Below are 15,072 nucleotides of genomic sequence, written 5' to 3' on the forward strand. Positions count from 1 at the left end.
ACTTACATCATCCAAACTAACTACTTTAGCCTATAAAACGGGCTAATTTAAACAAAGAGGATGTTCCAAAGATTACTTTTGGAACATCCTCTTTTATAATTTGGCAATGTTAATTTACTATTGACACTGTAATTCCATACATATTGGACCAAAAATCGTTTTATCATAAGCTAACATAGCCAATAATTAGTTAGTCGTTTGTAATAATTACTTTCAAGGCATTCTCTTTTGCAGCGTTACCAAAAACTTCATATGCCTTCATGGTGTCATTTATATTGAATCGATGTGTAACCAACATTTGAGGTTGTATCTTCCCAGATTGAACAACCTTTAGCAACATTGGAGTAGTTACCGTATCAACCAACCCAGTAGTGAGTGTAATATTGTGACACCAAAGTGTTTCTAGATGTAAATCAATACTTTTTCCATGCACCCCTATGTTTGCAAGATGCCCACCCGCAGCAACTATTTCTTGACAAATATTAAAAGTTGGAGCAATACCTACAGCCTCAATGGCAACATCTACCCCAATTCCTCTAGTAAGGTTCATTACTTGTTCTACAGCATTTCCCTTTCCACTATTTACAAGTTTTGTGGCTCCAAATTTTTCTGCAACCTTTAAACGATTGTCATCTAAATCAATCATGATGATTTCACTTGGAGAATAAAATGAGGCCGTTAACAATGCAGCTAATCCAACAGGTCCTGAACCAACAATCGCTACTGTGTCTCCTGGTTTCACTTGGCCTTTCAAAACACCAATTTCAAACCCTGTAGGTAGAATATCACTTAACATGACCAATGCTTCTTCATCCATTCCGTTAGGGATATGGTACAAGCTCGTATCTGCATAGGGAATTCGGACGTATTCAGCTTGGGTACCATCAATAGTATTTCCAAGAATCCATCCACCCTTATTACAATGAGAATACATACCTTTTTTACATGCATCACATTTCCCGCAGGAAGTAATACAAGAAATCAATACTAAATCCCCAACTTGAAAGTTGGAAACTCCACTTCCAATTTCTTCCACCACCCCTACACCTTCATGACCTAAAATACGGCCCTCTGTTACAGTTGGTACATCCCCCTTTAAAATGTGCAAATCTGTCCCACAAATAGTCGTTTTCGTTACCCTTACAACCGCGTCTGTAACTTCAAGGATTGTTGGTTTTGGTTTATCCTCTAATGTAATTTGGCCTGCCCCATGAAATGTAACTGCTTTCATTTTTCTCCCCCTTTAAATATTTGAATATTCGGATATTGCATTATAAATATATGATTGCTTATTTTAATTATGTATTTGTTATGAATGATAATTCACATTTTTCCAAAATCATTAAGTTTTTATCAAATCAAATCTTTATTTAAAAACCAAGAAAAGGGTGACTTTTAAAGTCACCCTCTTTGTACTGATATTGAGTAAATATACTAATGTTTAGGATACTTTCCAACCGTGTGAATAGCCATTATAATTCTTTTATTGATCCATTTTCTGTTTTCCTCTGTGTTAAGTTGCTCAAATACTCTTATTCTTCCCTCTTCTGTTGTAACGTAATGGCCTGGTAATGAGTTAAGACTTAACGCGATTATATCATTTCTGCATTTTTTACATTTACAAAAAGTTGGATAGTCTGGGCCCATCATCAAGATATTTACAAGAGGTGAGACGATTTCTTCCATAACGTTTTCATAATCCATATTCATGCCCGCCTCCACATTCTAGTTGAAATAATCATAGTTAGTTTGGATTTGTTGTATATATAAATTCTAACACAACAAAAACCATCCTTGTTTCTTTAAATACTAGTAAAATATACCTGTTTTTGATCATTTTGAATGAAAACCTTATTTCTTACAAAGAATATACGTATCATCTTTTGGGAGTGAAAATTATGAATGTTAATCGTGTGAGGCAAATCCTATCTTCTTCAGCTGACATCGAAGTCAAATATAATGGGGCTTCTGTTTGGATTGATCAGTTAAATGAAGATGGCAGAACAGCAACTGTTCATTTAAGGGGACCACTTGAAGAACGGAGTAACGTAGAAATTAATGAACTCGTTGAAGAATAACTGTGTTACCCTTCAAAAGTATTTAAGGTAGGAGTAATCCCCTACCTTAAATTATCCTTTGCTGGCTTAGGTTGCTCATCTTTAACCATTCCTTCAAGAATCTTTCTATCATACCTACCCTGATCCATACCTGCACTAGGCGCAATATTCGCCATTGGAAGTTGCTCCAATTCTTTACCTCTTGGCATCGTGATCCCCCCTTTTAACTTAATGTGTTCAGAACAACCACTTTCTAATCAAGAATGTTTTTGCTTTTTTGCCTATTTATATTAACAATCTATGAACTTTAAGCTTCTATGATTGTATTTTGAAAGACATGCATTCTATTATTAAATAATAGAGTTTGATAGATTCACAATGTAGGAGTGTAACCTAACATGAAAGTTTATCTTAAAAATGTCCACTTTATATATCTAATCTACCTGATACCATTGATTTTGGATGATGGTGATCACACTCAAGAAATTATCTGGCTTGTCTATATTTTCCCATCTATCGTACTCCCATTTAAATACGGTAAGAAAGGTGGGCTGATAGCTGCCCTTATAGCAACATTAATTCACGGGTTAAATGAATATGTGGAAATTGTAATTAACCACGAAATTTATAGCGCCTACAACATTTGGTGCATGGTTATTATTTCAATTGTCAATTTTACCGTTGCAATAACAATCGGATTCTTAGTTGAAAAAATAAAGTATAAACAACATTCACTTCAAAGGGTTGTCTCCAAAATGGAGTTTATGGCATTCCATGATCACCTGACTGGTCTTCCAAACCGTTGGAATTTAGAAATTAAATTAAAAGAAGCGATTGAAGCTGCTAGAAAAGATAATAGTTATCTAGCTGTATTGGTTCTCGATTTAGATCGTTTTAAATTAATAAATGAAAGTTTAGGGCATTCAAACGGAGATCAATTGTTAAAGGATGTTGCCAAACGCTTTTCCTCCACCATAAGAGGAGATGATTTTATTGCTCGACAGGGCGGCGATGAATTTATCCTATTTTTACCTAATTTACATTCAAAAGAAGAGGCAAATCGAAAAATCGAGAATATTCTTCAAATTGTTGGAAGGCCATTTTATATAAACAATCATGAGTACTTTATAACATGCAGTGTTGGTGTTAGTTATTTTCCAAATGACGGGGAAACCTGGCAAGAATTAATTCAGCATGCTGATATCGCCATGTATTCTGCGAAGGATCTAGGTAGGAATGGATATCAACCTTATACTATAGAAAAATTACAAGAAATTAATGATGTGGTAAAAATTGAATCCCATTTGAGAAGGGCGCTGCTTCAAAATGAATTCACTTTACAGTATCAGCCATTAATCGATTTACAAAGTGGAAAAATATTTGGAATGGAAGCATTGATTCGTTGGAACAGCACAGAGCTTGGTGCTGTTACTCCTGCAGAATTTATCCCAATAGCCGAAGAGATTGGGATTATTGGATCACTAGGTACATGGGTACTAAAGGAAGCATGCACTCAAACAAAAATCCTTTCAGAACTTAATCAAACACCCATTCGAGTGGCAGTAAATATTTCATCTAAACAATTTAAAGATAAAAAATTCGTTGACATTGTTTGTAATACGCTCAAAGAAACAGGGCTGAACCCCGCTCAACTGGAATTAGAAATCACTGAGAGTGTTTCTTTAGATAATATTGATGAATTAATATTGAAATTAAAATTGTTAAAGGAAATGGGCATTTCAATTGCAATAGATGACTTCGGTACAGGATATTCTTCTATTAGTTATTTGAAGCATTTACCTGTTGATACTTTAAAAATTGATCAATCTTTTATTCGAAATATGTTATGTAATTTCAAAGACAGAGCATTAGTTGAAAGCATTATTTCCTTATCCAAAAGTTTTGGTTTTAACGTGACGGCTGAAGGTGTTGAAAGTTGTGACCAGCTTGAACTTTTAAAATCATTTAATTGCGGTCAGGCACAAGGATATTTATTTTCAAAACCTGTTGAAATACATGATTTTTATCGGGTATTTAAAAATCTAAACGAAGGTTCCCCTAATTTATTATTACCAGTAACAATTGGTTAAGAACTAATTGTTACTATTTAGGCTATGTAAAATTAGTTTTATCGAAATCAAAGAAACAAGCTGATGTTTTATAAAACATTGGCTTGTTTCTTTGAATCTTTCACCCCATATTTGCAAATCTTTCTAAATCTTGATTTTTACCGATAACCACTAAAACATCATCTCTATTAATCATTTCTTCTGGTGAAGGAGAAATATTGATTTGATGATTCCGGCGGATTGCAATAACACTAAGATTGAACTTTGCTCTCAAATCAAGTTCACGTAATGACTTTTCCACCATTTTCTCGGGGATTTTTATTTCCTCTACGCTATATTCCTTGGATAATTCAATGAAATTTAGTACATTTGGAGATAAAAGCTGATGCGCTACACGTATCCCCATGTCCCTTTCAGGAAAGACCACCCAATCAGCGCCCATCTTTTTCAAAACCTGCCCATGAAGTTTATTTAGCGCCTTTGCAATAACTTTTGGAACGCCAAGCTCCTTTAAAATTAGAACCGTCATGATACTCGCCTGAATGTCATTTCCAATTGCAACAATGACTGCATCAAAATTTCGTAATCCAATCGACTTTACTGCATTTTCATCTGTTGTATCAGCAATTATTGCATGGGTAACATATGGATGAGACTCTTCTACCCTTTCCTCATTGACATCAACGCCAAGGACTTCTTGACCAGCTTCAAATAATTTTGTTGCTATACTTAGCCCAAATCTACCTAAGCCAATAACTGCATATTGTTTTACCATCCCTATCAATTCCCCCTTCCTTGTTTGTTTTTTAACCAATCATAATCTTACCTTTCGGATACCGGTATGCATCAGGGTTTCGGCGAATAGTAACAGCATAGGCAATTGTAAGTGGCCCTACCCTTCCAGCAAACATCGTAAAAATGATTAAGGCTCTTCCTAGATGGGATAATTCTGGAGTTAATCCCATCGAAAGTCCTACCGTCGCAAAGGCAGATGTAGTTTCAAATAAAAGCATTAGAAAATCTTTTCCATGCTCCGTAATCGTTAATAATATCGTGACAGACATTACCAAAAATAATCCACTCATAGTTATGGTTAATGCTTTATAGATTGTTTCGTAAACGATTCGTTGCCTATAAAAAACCACATCCTCTTTTCCATGAATTTGAGACCAAACTGCACCAAGTAATGTAGTGAATGTTGTCGTTTTAATCCCCCCACCTGTAGAACCAGGAGAAGCACCAACAAACATTAAAAATATCATCAAAAACAGCGAGGTTTGGGTCATATCAGCAATGTTCAACGTATTTGCCCCAGCAGTTCTTGAGGTTACCGACTGAAATAAAGCACCTAGAATTTTCCCAAAAAAAGATAGTGGCTTTAACGTCCTTGCATTCGAATATTCAAGCACCAAAATACCAAGGGTCCCTATAATTAATAATATGAAACTTGTTACGAGAACTACTTTTGTGTGCAATGATAACTTACGGGTTTTCTTAAATTCAAAAAGCTCATTTAATACAATAAACCCAATTCCCCCTAAAGTTATTAATGCACAAATGGTTAGAGTTACAGTAGGATCTTGGACATAACCGGTTAAACTATGGAAGCCCCCCATTAAATCAAAGCCAGCATTATTAAAATTTGATATAGAATGGAAGATACCAAAATAAACAGCTTTACCTAGTGGCATATCAAAAGAAAAACGAATAGATAAGATTACAGCACCTGTAAATTCAATGACAGCTGTAAAAATCAAAATGCGTCTTGCTAACCTTACAATTCCCTCGATAGACAAGTTATTTAATGATTCCTGAAGTAAAATTCTTTCCTTCAATGAAATGCGCTTTCCTAATAGGAATGCAAATAAGGTGGCAAAGGTCATAAAGCCAAGGCCCCCAATTTGTATCATAGATAAAATTATTAATTGTCCAAAATGAGTGAAGGTTGAACCAGTGTCCACGACAACGAGACCTGTCACACATGTTGCTGATGTAGCAGTAAAAACGGCATTTAAAAAAGATTGTCCCTTACCATCTGTTGTTGAAATTGGCAGTGATAATAGGATCGCTCCAATGATAATAATCACGCTAAAACCCAAAACAAGTATTTTAGGAGGATCTAAGTAAAATTTTTTCCTCACTTCTTTTCCTCCAATCATCATTAAATCTGTTAAAGTAAGTAGCGTAAGTATACATAAATTGACGAAATTATGATTGAAACTATCATTAATGGGAAACCAATCTTTAAAAACTTAATAAATGAAATATGATGACCTTCTTTTGAAGCAATACCAGCAACCACAAGATTTGCACTTGCACCAATTAACGTTCCATTCCCGCCTAAACAGGCACCAAGTGAAAGACTCCACCAAAGTGGGTCTAAGTTGGTAATTCCCATGTGACCCAATTCTTTTATCAATGGTATCATTGTTGCCACAAAAGGTATATTATCAACAAAAGCTGAAATAATCGCACTCATCCATAATACAAGGAAGGTTGTCGACCTTAGTTCTCCACCCGTTAAAGACATCGCCTTTTTGGCTAATGCCTCAATAAGACCTGTCTCCACAAGTCCACCTACAATAACAAATAACCCGATAAAAAAGAATAGAGTAGTCCATTCTATTTTTTCCAAAGTTGTAACTAAATATTTATCACCAGTTATGAAAAGTAAAATAAATGCACCAATCAAAGCAATTGTGGCTGTCTCAATATGTATAAATTGATGGACAAAAAAGCCGGTAAGCGTTAATGCGACCACAGTTAAACATTTTTTTAATAAGACAGAATCTTTAAGTTCTTGATGAGAATCTTTACTTAATAGATGTTTTTTCAATTCATTCGTTGTAATTAATTGTTTTTTATATACAAATGCAAGGATAAAAACGGTAACAATCAAGACCACACTATTAACGAATGTTAAATTATCAATGAATGACAAAAAGGTTAATTCTTTTACAGCGCTTCCAATCATTAAATTAGGTGGATCACCAATCATAGTGGCAGTCCCACCAATATTAGAAGCAAAAATTTCTGATAGGAGATAAGGTATCGGAGGAACCTTCAATTGGTGGGTAATGCTTAGCGTAACAGGAACAACTAAAAGGACAGTTGTGACATTGTCTAAAAAAGCTGATGCAATTGCTGTAAAGAAACTCAATGCAATTAGGATTTTTATTGGGTCACCTTTCACCTTCTGTGCAGACCAAACTGCAATAAATTCAAACACTCCCGTTTGTGCAGTAATGCCAACTATAATCATCATTCCTACTAACAAGCCAATAGTATTAAAATCGATATAATGAATTGCCCTTGTTTGTTCAAGAATACCAAAAGCAATCATTAAGAGTCCACCAAGCATCGCGATTGTTGTACGGTGAACTTGTTCAGAGATAATTAGCCCGTAAGTTAGTAGAAAAATCGCTAATGCAATAATTTCCTGTGACCCCATAACTACACACCCTTTATTTTTTATATTATTTAAAATAATCATAAACTATTTTTTACTTACAATACTAGTTAAATAACTGCTGATGGTTTATTATACCTAAAAAATATTTGTGATTTATTGAAATAACTTACAGTTGTCCAATTAACGAAATAAGATTATAAAAATTTATTTAGTTTGTATCATACCTCACAGTTTATCTTTTAAAATAATTCTATAATACACGAAGTTATACTAAGAATTCATTTTAACATGGATTGTTTAAAAGGCTTGTGGAAACGATAATTATGAATTGGGATTGTAAGAGGAGGATTTAAATGAAACAAGGAACAAAACAATTATATATTCAAACAGGGAGTCTAATCGGAGGATTTATGGTATGGGTGCTTATTTCTTCACTTATGCCATTTATTCATGCAGATATTGATCTGACTTCGACTCAACAAGCTTGGGTAACAGCGGTTCCAGTGATTCTCGGATCACTATTAAGAGTTCCGATCGGTTATTGGACAAATAAATATGGAGCTAGAAAATTATTCACAATCAGTTTTATTATCCTGCTATTGCCAATATCACTTATCAGTTTTGCAAATTCATTATTTATGCTACTAATCGGTGGATTTTTACTTGGAATTGGTGGAGCAATCTTTTCAGTTGGTGTAACCTCCTTACCAAAGTATTACGTTAAAGAAAAACATGGTTTTATTAACGGCATTTATGGTGCTGGGAATATTGGAACAGCAATTACTTCATTTTCTGCACCATTATTAGCCAACACATTTGGATGGAGATTTACCGTTCAAATTTTCCTTGTTGTTGTTTTAGTTTTTGCATTACTAAACTTCCTACTTGGAGATAAAAGTGAACAAAAGGTGAACAACTCACTTTCATCTCAGATAAAAGAGGTAAACAAAAATCCAAAATTATGGTTTTTAAGTTTGTTTTATTTCATTACTTTTGGATCATTTGTTGCATTTACAATTTATTTACCTTCATTTTTAGTTAACCATTTTGATTTAGATAAAGTTGATGCAGGACTGAGAACTGCAGGATTTATAGCAATCGCTACTATATTTAGGCCTGTTGGGGGCTGGCTGGGAGACAAAATTAATCCATTCCTTATTTTAATGGGAGTTTTCTTTTGGCTTACTTTTGCCGGGTTTCTCTTATCATTTACGCCATCTCTTCCTATTTACTCGTTTGGCTGTTTATTAGTTGCTTTTTGCGCAGGGATTGGGAATGGAGCTATATTCAAATTAGTGCCATTATATTTCTCCAAACAAGCAGGAATTGTAAATGGAATTGTTGCAGCCATGGGTGGTTTGGGTGGATTTTTCCCACCATTGATCTTAACTATACTGTTTAACTTAACAGGACATTATGCAATCGGCTTTATGTCATTATCCGAATTTTCATTAGCAAGTTTGATTCTTGTAGTATGGTTATTTTATCAGGACAAATTGGCTATATCTTCAAAAATTATTGATAATGCTGCCGAAGGAATTGTTGTTACTGATATCAACGGGGTTATCCAAAGGATCAATCCTGCCTTCACTAAAATTACAGGTTTTAATAAAGGTGAGGTTTCAGGGAAAACGTTGAGTGTTCTTCAATCTGGAGAACATGATCAACATTTTTACAAAAATATGTGGGATATTATTAAAACAAAAGGTACTTGGGAAGGTCAAATATGGAATAAACGAAAAAATGAAGAACTTTATTTACAATGGCTGACCGTTATTGCTCTTAAAGATGATTCAGGTGACACAAAAAATTATGTAGGTAGATTTAATGAGGTCCAACAGAACGAAAAGATATAAGTGTTCCTCAATACTTCGATGAAATTCAAAATTAGCAAAAAAAAAACTGCCGCTCTGGCAGTTTTTTTTGCTAATTTATAATTGTTACTTTTATTTGTTTAGATCCCCAATTCATTGCTTTTCCTTTTGAAGGGACAAAGACATCTATTCTGTTTCCTTTAATGCTTCCGCCAGTATCAGCTGCGGTAGCATATCCGTATCCCTCAACAAATACTTTAGAGCCAAGAGGAATAACTGCAGGATCAACTGAGATTACCTTAGCATTAGGATTAGCTTTCAGATTAACACCAGTTCTTGTTACACCTGAACAACCTTTGCAAGAAGCCGTGTAAGCCGTTGCCTTCACATTAATAACCTTCTTACTCACTTTTTGTGCAGGAGCCGCTTTCGGCTTTGCTTTCGTAATTCTTTTTACCGGTTGATTTTTTTTCTTCACAGTAGGTAACGTCGGTTTAATAACTGATCGGTTGCTTACTGTTGCCTTACTTGCTTTAACTTTGGTTGGTTTCAAGGTTCCAACCTCAACTGAGCTATTATTTTCATAGATAACAAGTTTTAACCCTGGTTTAATAAGATCCGTGGTTAACTTATTCCATATCTTTAGTTGATCAATCGATATTTTATATTCTTTAGCTATGTCCCATAATGTATCTCCATCTTTTACTAAATATTGCTTTTCAGATGAAATTGATAGAACATCGCCAGGATGAATGAGATCAGTAGAAAGCTTATTCCATTTTTTTATGTTATCTACAGACGCATTATGTACTTGTGAAAGTTCCCAAAGCGTGTCTCCCTTATCCACTTTTACCTCTGCGGCCTGTACATTAGCACTTACAGTTCCTGAGAGTGCAGCAACTGCAATTAATGTTTTAATTGTTTTTATCATATTTGTACCTCCCATGTTCTTTTAGCAGCTAACAGTGATAATCATAACACTGATTATTCCAGAGCAAAGAACAGGGAGGTTAATAATGGTTTACATGTATGGCAATTATATTACGATAGCATTTCTAAGAGATAGAATATTCTATTTATTAATTATGCTTTTAAAAAAACTATTTCACATTAATGAGCCCAAAATTACATTGACTATTTTAAAGCTCATTGTTCATTTGACACCCTGTTGATTGTATAACTTTGCCCGTTGATTTCCACTCCGGGCACTTGCTTTCCGCGGGGAGGGATGGAAGCCTCCTCGGCGTACCGCCTGTGGGGTCTCCCATTCCCTCTAATCCCGCAGGAGTCAAGTGCCCTCCGCTCCAATCAACTCAAGTAGAAAAACTAGAAAAATCTGAAAACATCCAAAGATCCCTAATGATTCTCGAAGGCCACTATTTCTACTGTCTAATGGAAGCAAAGACCACCATTGATTCCAAAAAAGCCTCTATTTTAATGAAATTGGTGGAGACCTAGCAGGCGTTTAAACGCCGAGTTATCATGAACGAAACTAGCTCCTTACTCGTAAATTCGTAGGTTAATTTGGTTAGAATGTTTACTGATGAAAAACAAAAAACCAAATCAGAGCTACATTACGGAAGGAGCTAGTCATTATGAAGGATACCATTAAATATGTAGGTTTAGACGTATCAAAGGAAAAAATTGCAGTCGCTATTGCCGATGAGGGCCGAGGGGAGCCTAGATACCATGGAATGATTCCTCATACACCAGAAGAAGTTAGGAAATTAATGAAAAAATTGGGCAGCCCGGAATCTCTGCGTGTGTGTTATGAAGCTGGTCCGACAGGATATCCATTGTACCGACTATTTATCACACTAGGGATTCACTGCTCGGTGATTGCCCCGTCTCTTATTCCTAAAAGACCTGGAGAACGTATTAAAACGGATCGCAGGGACTCTGTTCGCTTAGCTCATTTATATCGGGCTGGAGAGTTGACTCCAATTTATGTACCAACTCCAGAAGATGAAGCACTGCGTGATCTTGTTAGATGTAGAGAAGATGCCAAAGAAGACGAACTGAGAGGGAAACACCGATTAAGTAAATTTTTACTGCGTAATGATATTAAACCTCCTACTGGAGTAAATAAGTGGACAATCAAGTATTTCAGATGGCTGGACACTTTAAAATTTGAAAACCCTTCGCTACAAGTAACCTTCCAGGAATACTACCACCAACTCAAAGAGTTAGCACAACGTATTCTAAGGTTAGAAGAAGAAATTAAAATTCTAGCGAGTGAAGGTGTCCATGCCAAAAAAATTCAAGCACTCCAATCATTAAGAGGAGTAGCTCTTATTACAGCGACAAGTATTGTAGCAGAAATCGGTTCATTTAAACGTTTTACTACACCGAGGCAATTCATGGCTTATGTTGGTTTAATCCCTAGCGAGTATTCGAGTGGTGAAAAAAGGAGACAAGGAGAAATAACCAAAACAGGTAATCGACACGTACGGCGTTTATTGGTAGAGTCTGCCTGGAGTTATCGGTATCAACCCTCTATTAAAGGAGAACTACAAAGACGGCAAAGTGGCCAATCGCCAACGATTCAGGCAATATCGTGGAAAGCACAGAACCGACTCCACAAAAAGTATTTCCGCTTATCATCTAGAGGGAAAGAAAGCGGTAAAGCCATTACAGCAGTAGCGCGAGAATTGGCAGGTTTTATTTGGGCAGTGATGCAAGAAGTAGAAGATATCCCTCAAGCTTAAAAGGTTACGTGTTCCTCAAAGCAAGATAGATGTATAAATAGAAAAATGAGAATAGGGCTCGAAGGCAAAGAGAAAAACCGGAAAGGAAAATCCACGTGCCTCCTCTGTGCTATATCTAAATAGATTAACGCACGTCCCGAGTTAGTGGATAAGGCCTTTATACGGAAAGATAAAATGTGAAAACCCACGAATATCAGAGCGCTAACCGCTGTAGAGATTTTTGCCTTCGTGCCGTGTTCTTACCTTCTATTCAAAAAAAGAAAAGGAGGAAGGATCATTTCATCTTTAGCTAAAAAAGTGTCTCACCTCTTGGAATAGCTGTCAAGAAGAGCACTTGACAGCTATTCCAAGAGGTGAGAAGTGGTCAGTAAGCTAAAGAAGGAGCTATTCTAGCCAGAATGGCTAAATAACCTACTAAGACAAGAAGCCGAAAATAGCTTCTCTTCTTAAGAGTACCCAAAAACAAAGCAAAACCTATTTTGGAGTGGGGGCCTTGACAGTTTCGTTCATATCAGGAGGCTCACCCACCGCCCCGTATTCGCTGAGCACCTGGAGCGGGAATCAACAGACAAGCTTCATAGAACGTTACATGAAGACGTTTTCTTTTCTCTCCTACATGGTTTGTCTACCATAAGTGCATAACAACAAAAATAACACCCTATTTCGGACAATGACCATGATGATTGTCACGCTGTTATTTGGAAGCTATTTATTATGTTATTTTGGATCCCATTAAGCTAAAAATAGTGTTATATCAATAAAAAATAGCATACCAATTTGTAAGTTAATTGATATGCTATATCCTAGGTTATTTGAAATGTTTCTCCACAAAAACGGAACTACTTAATTTTCTAGCAGTACTTTTTTTGTTTATATTAAATTCGTGAAATGGCAACAGCACATGCTTTATATTCTGCTGTACCTGATATTGGGTCGAATTCATTTAATGTAAGAATATTAGTTGGAACTTCGCTCCAGTGAAAACTCATGAATACAAGCCCAGGTACTACTTGTTCCGTTACTTTTACCTTTACCTGTAACTCTCCACGTCTTGAACGAACCTGTACAACCTCGCCATCAACTACCCCTAAATCTCTTGCATCATCAGGATGGATATCAACAGTTTCTTCTGTTTGTTTGATTTTCACTCCCGCTGCATAATAACGAGTTTGTGTATGGGTATTATAAGATTCATATCTTCTACCTGTTGTTAACATAAAAGGATATTCCTCATCAGGCAATTCTAACGGTGGTGTATAGTCAACTGGAACAAATGATGACTTCGTACTTCCTGGCTGAATTTCCTGGTGAAACCTTTCATGCATGATGAATGTGCCAGGGTGACTTTCATCTGGGCATGGATAGTGAACACTATATTCTTGGTCAAGTCTTGCATAGGAAATTCCACCGTACATCTCCCATGCAAGTTTTCTAACCTCATCCCAAATTTCCTCGCTATTATTATAACTCATTGGGTAACCCATTCTAGTTGATAATTCACAAAGAATTTGCCAATCCTCTTTTACATTTGGAAGGGCCTTCACAGCTGTGCGAACTCTTTGGATTCTTCTATCAGTATTAGTGTACGTTCCGTCTACTTCACCCCATGACCGAGCAGGTAGAACTACATCTGCCATTTTAGCAGTTTCAGTCAGGAAAATATCTTGAACAATTAATAAATCAAGTTTTTCCAGCAGCTTCTTCGTATGATTCATGTGTACATCTGCAAGTAAAGGATTTTCACCAATGACATATAGTGCTTTTACATCCCCTGATTCGATCCTATCAAATGTTCTTGTTTGTGTATCTCCCACTTCAGGATTAAGTGGTACTTGCCATTCACTTTCAAATCGTGCCCGATATTCTTCATTTGTTAGACTCATTGATCCCGCCAATTGATTTGGCAAGCAACCCATATCACCGGCACCTTGGACATTATTTTGTCCTCTAAGTGGCATGATACCGCTTCCTTCTTTTCCAATGTTGCCTGTTAACAATGCGAGGTTTCCAATATCGAATACATTATTTACACCGCAATGATGCTCAGTAATTCCTAATGTATACGCTATCATTGCACTGCCTGCACCAGCGTATTCCCTTGCCGTTGCTTCAATGTCTTCTGCTTTTACACCTGTAATTTCAGCAGCATACTGCAAGGTATATCGTTCTACTTGTTTTTCAAGTGCTTCGAGGTCAAAAGTAAATTGACGAAGAAACTCATGACTACATAAGCCTTCTTTTAAAATGACTCGAATCATTGCGTTAATCAAAGCAATATCTGTACCTATATTAATTTGTAGGTGCCGATGGGCAATTTTCGTCATTTCAATTCTTCTTGGATCAATAACAATAACTTTAAGACCTGCTTTTGCTGCTTTTTTAATTCTGTTTCCAATTATCGGATGTGCCTCTGTTGTATTAGATCCCATCAATAGTAAAACTTCAGCTTTATCAAAATCATCAATCGTATTTGTTGGTGAACCACTACCAAATATGGTTGCCAGACCGGCAACGCTCGCTGCGTGTCAGGTTCGGTTACATCCATCAATGTTATTGCTACCAATCACAGTTCTCATAAATTTTTGTGTAACATAAGCGGATTCATTCGTCGATCGTGCACAAGCGAATAAGGAAATAGCTCTTGGGCCCCAAGTAGTTTTAACTTTTGTTAGCTTTTCAACAATAAATTGGTAGGCCTCTTCCCATGTAGTTTCAACTAGTTTTCCAGATTTCCTGATCAGTGGTGTATGAAGCCGGTTTTTTGCATGAACATATTCATACGCAAAAGAGCCCTTAACACATGTTTGCCCCTTATTAACTGGCGCATCCTTGTCACCGCGAATTTTCACAATCCTATTTTCCTGGACTTCAAGAATTAGGCCACAACCTGTCCCACAATATCCACAAACTGATTTTATAAAACTTGCTTCTGCCATCGTTTTCCCTCCCATAAAAAAACATGATGCCCATAATAATATATTAATCTATTCATGATGTGTTTAGCTTTATTTT

The 15,072-nt window shown here is 36.1% G+C and carries 12 protein-coding genes; 4 read left to right on the plus strand and 8 right to left on the minus strand.

Annotated features, from left to right (window positions below; translation table 11 throughout):
• Nucleotides 1-190: 190 nt before the first annotated feature.
• Both RCG20_RS03065 and RCG20_RS03070 read right to left on the minus strand, forming a co-directional pair.
• Nucleotides 191-1,231: a zinc-dependent alcohol dehydrogenase family protein gene (locus RCG20_RS03065; RefSeq protein WP_308182764.1), complete on the minus strand. Its 1,041-nt coding sequence runs from the start codon at nt 1,229-1,231 to the stop codon at nt 191-193.
• 203 nt (nt 1,232-1,434) lie between these two features.
• Nucleotides 1,435-1,710 (minus strand): late competence development ComFB family protein, encoded by a 276-nt coding sequence (locus RCG20_RS03070; protein ID WP_308182765.1) that lies wholly within the window; start codon nt 1,708-1,710, stop codon nt 1,435-1,437.
• 188 nt (nt 1,711-1,898) lie between these two features.
• On the opposite strand from RCG20_RS03070, the gene RCG20_RS03075 reads away from it, so the two are divergent.
• Nucleotides 1,899-2,078: a small, acid-soluble spore protein, H family gene (locus RCG20_RS03075; protein WP_308182766.1), complete on the plus strand. Its 180-nt coding sequence runs from the start codon at nt 1,899-1,901 to the stop codon at nt 2,076-2,078.
• Nucleotides 2,079-2,119: 41 nt separating this feature from the next.
• Here the strand turns inward: RCG20_RS03075 and RCG20_RS03080 are convergent, their stop codons facing one another.
• Nucleotides 2,120-2,266 carry a hypothetical protein gene (locus tag RCG20_RS03080; RefSeq protein WP_308182767.1) on the minus strand — a complete coding sequence of 49 codons (147 nt, stop codon included), beginning with the start codon at nt 2,264-2,266 and terminating at the stop codon, nt 2,120-2,122.
• A 189-nt stretch (nt 2,267-2,455) separates the two neighbouring features.
• Between RCG20_RS03080 and RCG20_RS03085 the strand changes: the two genes are divergently transcribed.
• Nucleotides 2,456-4,147: a putative bifunctional diguanylate cyclase/phosphodiesterase gene (locus RCG20_RS03085; protein ID WP_308182768.1), complete on the plus strand. Its 1,692-nt coding sequence runs from the start codon at nt 2,456-2,458 to the stop codon at nt 4,145-4,147.
• A 100-nt stretch (nt 4,148-4,247) separates the two neighbouring features.
• On the opposite strand, the gene RCG20_RS03090 is transcribed toward RCG20_RS03085, so the two are convergent.
• The 3 genes from RCG20_RS03090 to RCG20_RS03100 are packed head-to-tail and all read right to left on the minus strand — an operon-like array spanning nt 4,248 to nt 7,577.
• A complete protein-coding gene (locus RCG20_RS03090; protein WP_308182769.1) occupies nt 4,248-4,901 on the minus strand; it encodes a potassium channel family protein in 654 nt (217 codons plus the stop codon).
• A 31-nt stretch (nt 4,902-4,932) separates the two neighbouring features.
• Nucleotides 4,933-6,267 carry a TrkH family potassium uptake protein gene (locus RCG20_RS03095; RefSeq protein ID WP_374120509.1) on the minus strand — a complete coding sequence of 445 codons (1,335 nt, stop codon included), beginning with the start codon at nt 6,265-6,267 and terminating at the stop codon, nt 4,933-4,935.
• A 29-nt stretch (nt 6,268-6,296) separates the two neighbouring features.
• Nucleotides 6,297-7,577: an ArsB/NhaD family transporter gene (locus RCG20_RS03100; protein ID WP_308182771.1), complete on the minus strand. Its 1,281-nt coding sequence runs from the start codon at nt 7,575-7,577 to the stop codon at nt 6,297-6,299.
• Between the two features lie 314 nt (nt 7,578-7,891).
• On the opposite strand from RCG20_RS03100, the gene RCG20_RS03105 reads away from it, so the two are divergent.
• Complete coding sequence (locus tag RCG20_RS03105) at nt 7,892-9,394, plus strand: nitrate/nitrite transporter (protein WP_308182772.1); 1,503 nt, start codon at nt 7,892-7,894, stop codon at nt 9,392-9,394.
• 70 nt (nt 9,395-9,464) lie between these two features.
• Here RCG20_RS03105 and RCG20_RS03110 read toward each other — a convergent pair whose 3' ends face one another.
• Entirely contained in the window at nt 9,465-10,283 is an 819-nt protein-coding gene (locus RCG20_RS03110) for a LysM peptidoglycan-binding and 3D domain-containing protein (protein ID WP_308182773.1), read from the minus strand.
• A 664-nt stretch (nt 10,284-10,947) separates the two neighbouring features.
• Here RCG20_RS03110 and RCG20_RS03115 point away from each other — a divergent pair.
• On the plus strand, nt 10,948-12,060 hold the full coding sequence (locus RCG20_RS03115) for an IS110 family RNA-guided transposase (RefSeq protein WP_308182774.1): 1,113 nt from the start codon (nt 10,948-10,950) through the stop codon (nt 12,058-12,060).
• Nucleotides 12,061-12,935: 875 nt separating this feature from the next.
• Here RCG20_RS03115 and fdhF read toward each other — a convergent pair.
• Nucleotides 12,936-15,011, minus strand: coding sequence for a formate dehydrogenase subunit alpha (gene fdhF / locus RCG20_RS03120; RefSeq protein WP_308182776.1), 2,076 nt, complete (start codon nt 15,009-15,011; stop codon nt 12,936-12,938).
• Between the last annotated feature and the right edge of the window lie 61 nt (nt 15,012-15,072).

The organism is Neobacillus sp. PS3-40, from assembly GCF_030915485.1.
Classification (GTDB): Bacteria; Bacillota; Bacilli; order Bacillales; family Cytobacillaceae; genus JAUZPL01.

What these genes read in the sequence shown, in the direction of transcription:
- RCG20_RS03105 (WP_308182772.1), top strand. Translation starts at nt 7,892, where the DNA reads ATGAAACAAGGAACAAAACAATTATATATTCAAACAGGGAGTCTAATC.
- RCG20_RS03090 (WP_308182769.1), bottom strand. Translation starts at nt 4,901, where the DNA reads ATGGTAAAACAATATGCAGTTATTGGCTTAGGTAGATTTGGGCTAAGT.
- RCG20_RS03070 (WP_308182765.1), bottom strand. Translation starts at nt 1,710, where the DNA reads ATGAATATGGATTATGAAAACGTTATGGAAGAAATCGTCTCACCTCTT.
- RCG20_RS03085 (WP_308182768.1), top strand. Translation starts at nt 2,456, where the DNA reads ATGAAAGTTTATCTTAAAAATGTCCACTTTATATATCTAATCTACCTG.
- RCG20_RS03080 (WP_308182767.1), bottom strand. Translation starts at nt 2,266, where the DNA reads ATGCCAAGAGGTAAAGAATTGGAGCAACTTCCAATGGCGAATATTGCG.
- RCG20_RS03110 (WP_308182773.1), bottom strand. Translation starts at nt 10,283, where the DNA reads ATGATAAAAACAATTAAAACATTAATTGCAGTTGCTGCACTCTCAGGA.
- RCG20_RS03075 (WP_308182766.1), top strand. Translation starts at nt 1,899, where the DNA reads ATGAATGTTAATCGTGTGAGGCAAATCCTATCTTCTTCAGCTGACATC.
- RCG20_RS03100 (WP_308182771.1), bottom strand. Translation starts at nt 7,577, where the DNA reads ATGGGGTCACAGGAAATTATTGCATTAGCGATTTTTCTACTAACTTAC.
- RCG20_RS03065 (WP_308182764.1), bottom strand. Translation starts at nt 1,231, where the DNA reads ATGAAAGCAGTTACATTTCATGGGGCAGGCCAAATTACATTAGAGGAT.
- RCG20_RS03115 (WP_308182774.1), top strand. Translation starts at nt 10,948, where the DNA reads ATGAAGGATACCATTAAATATGTAGGTTTAGACGTATCAAAGGAAAAA.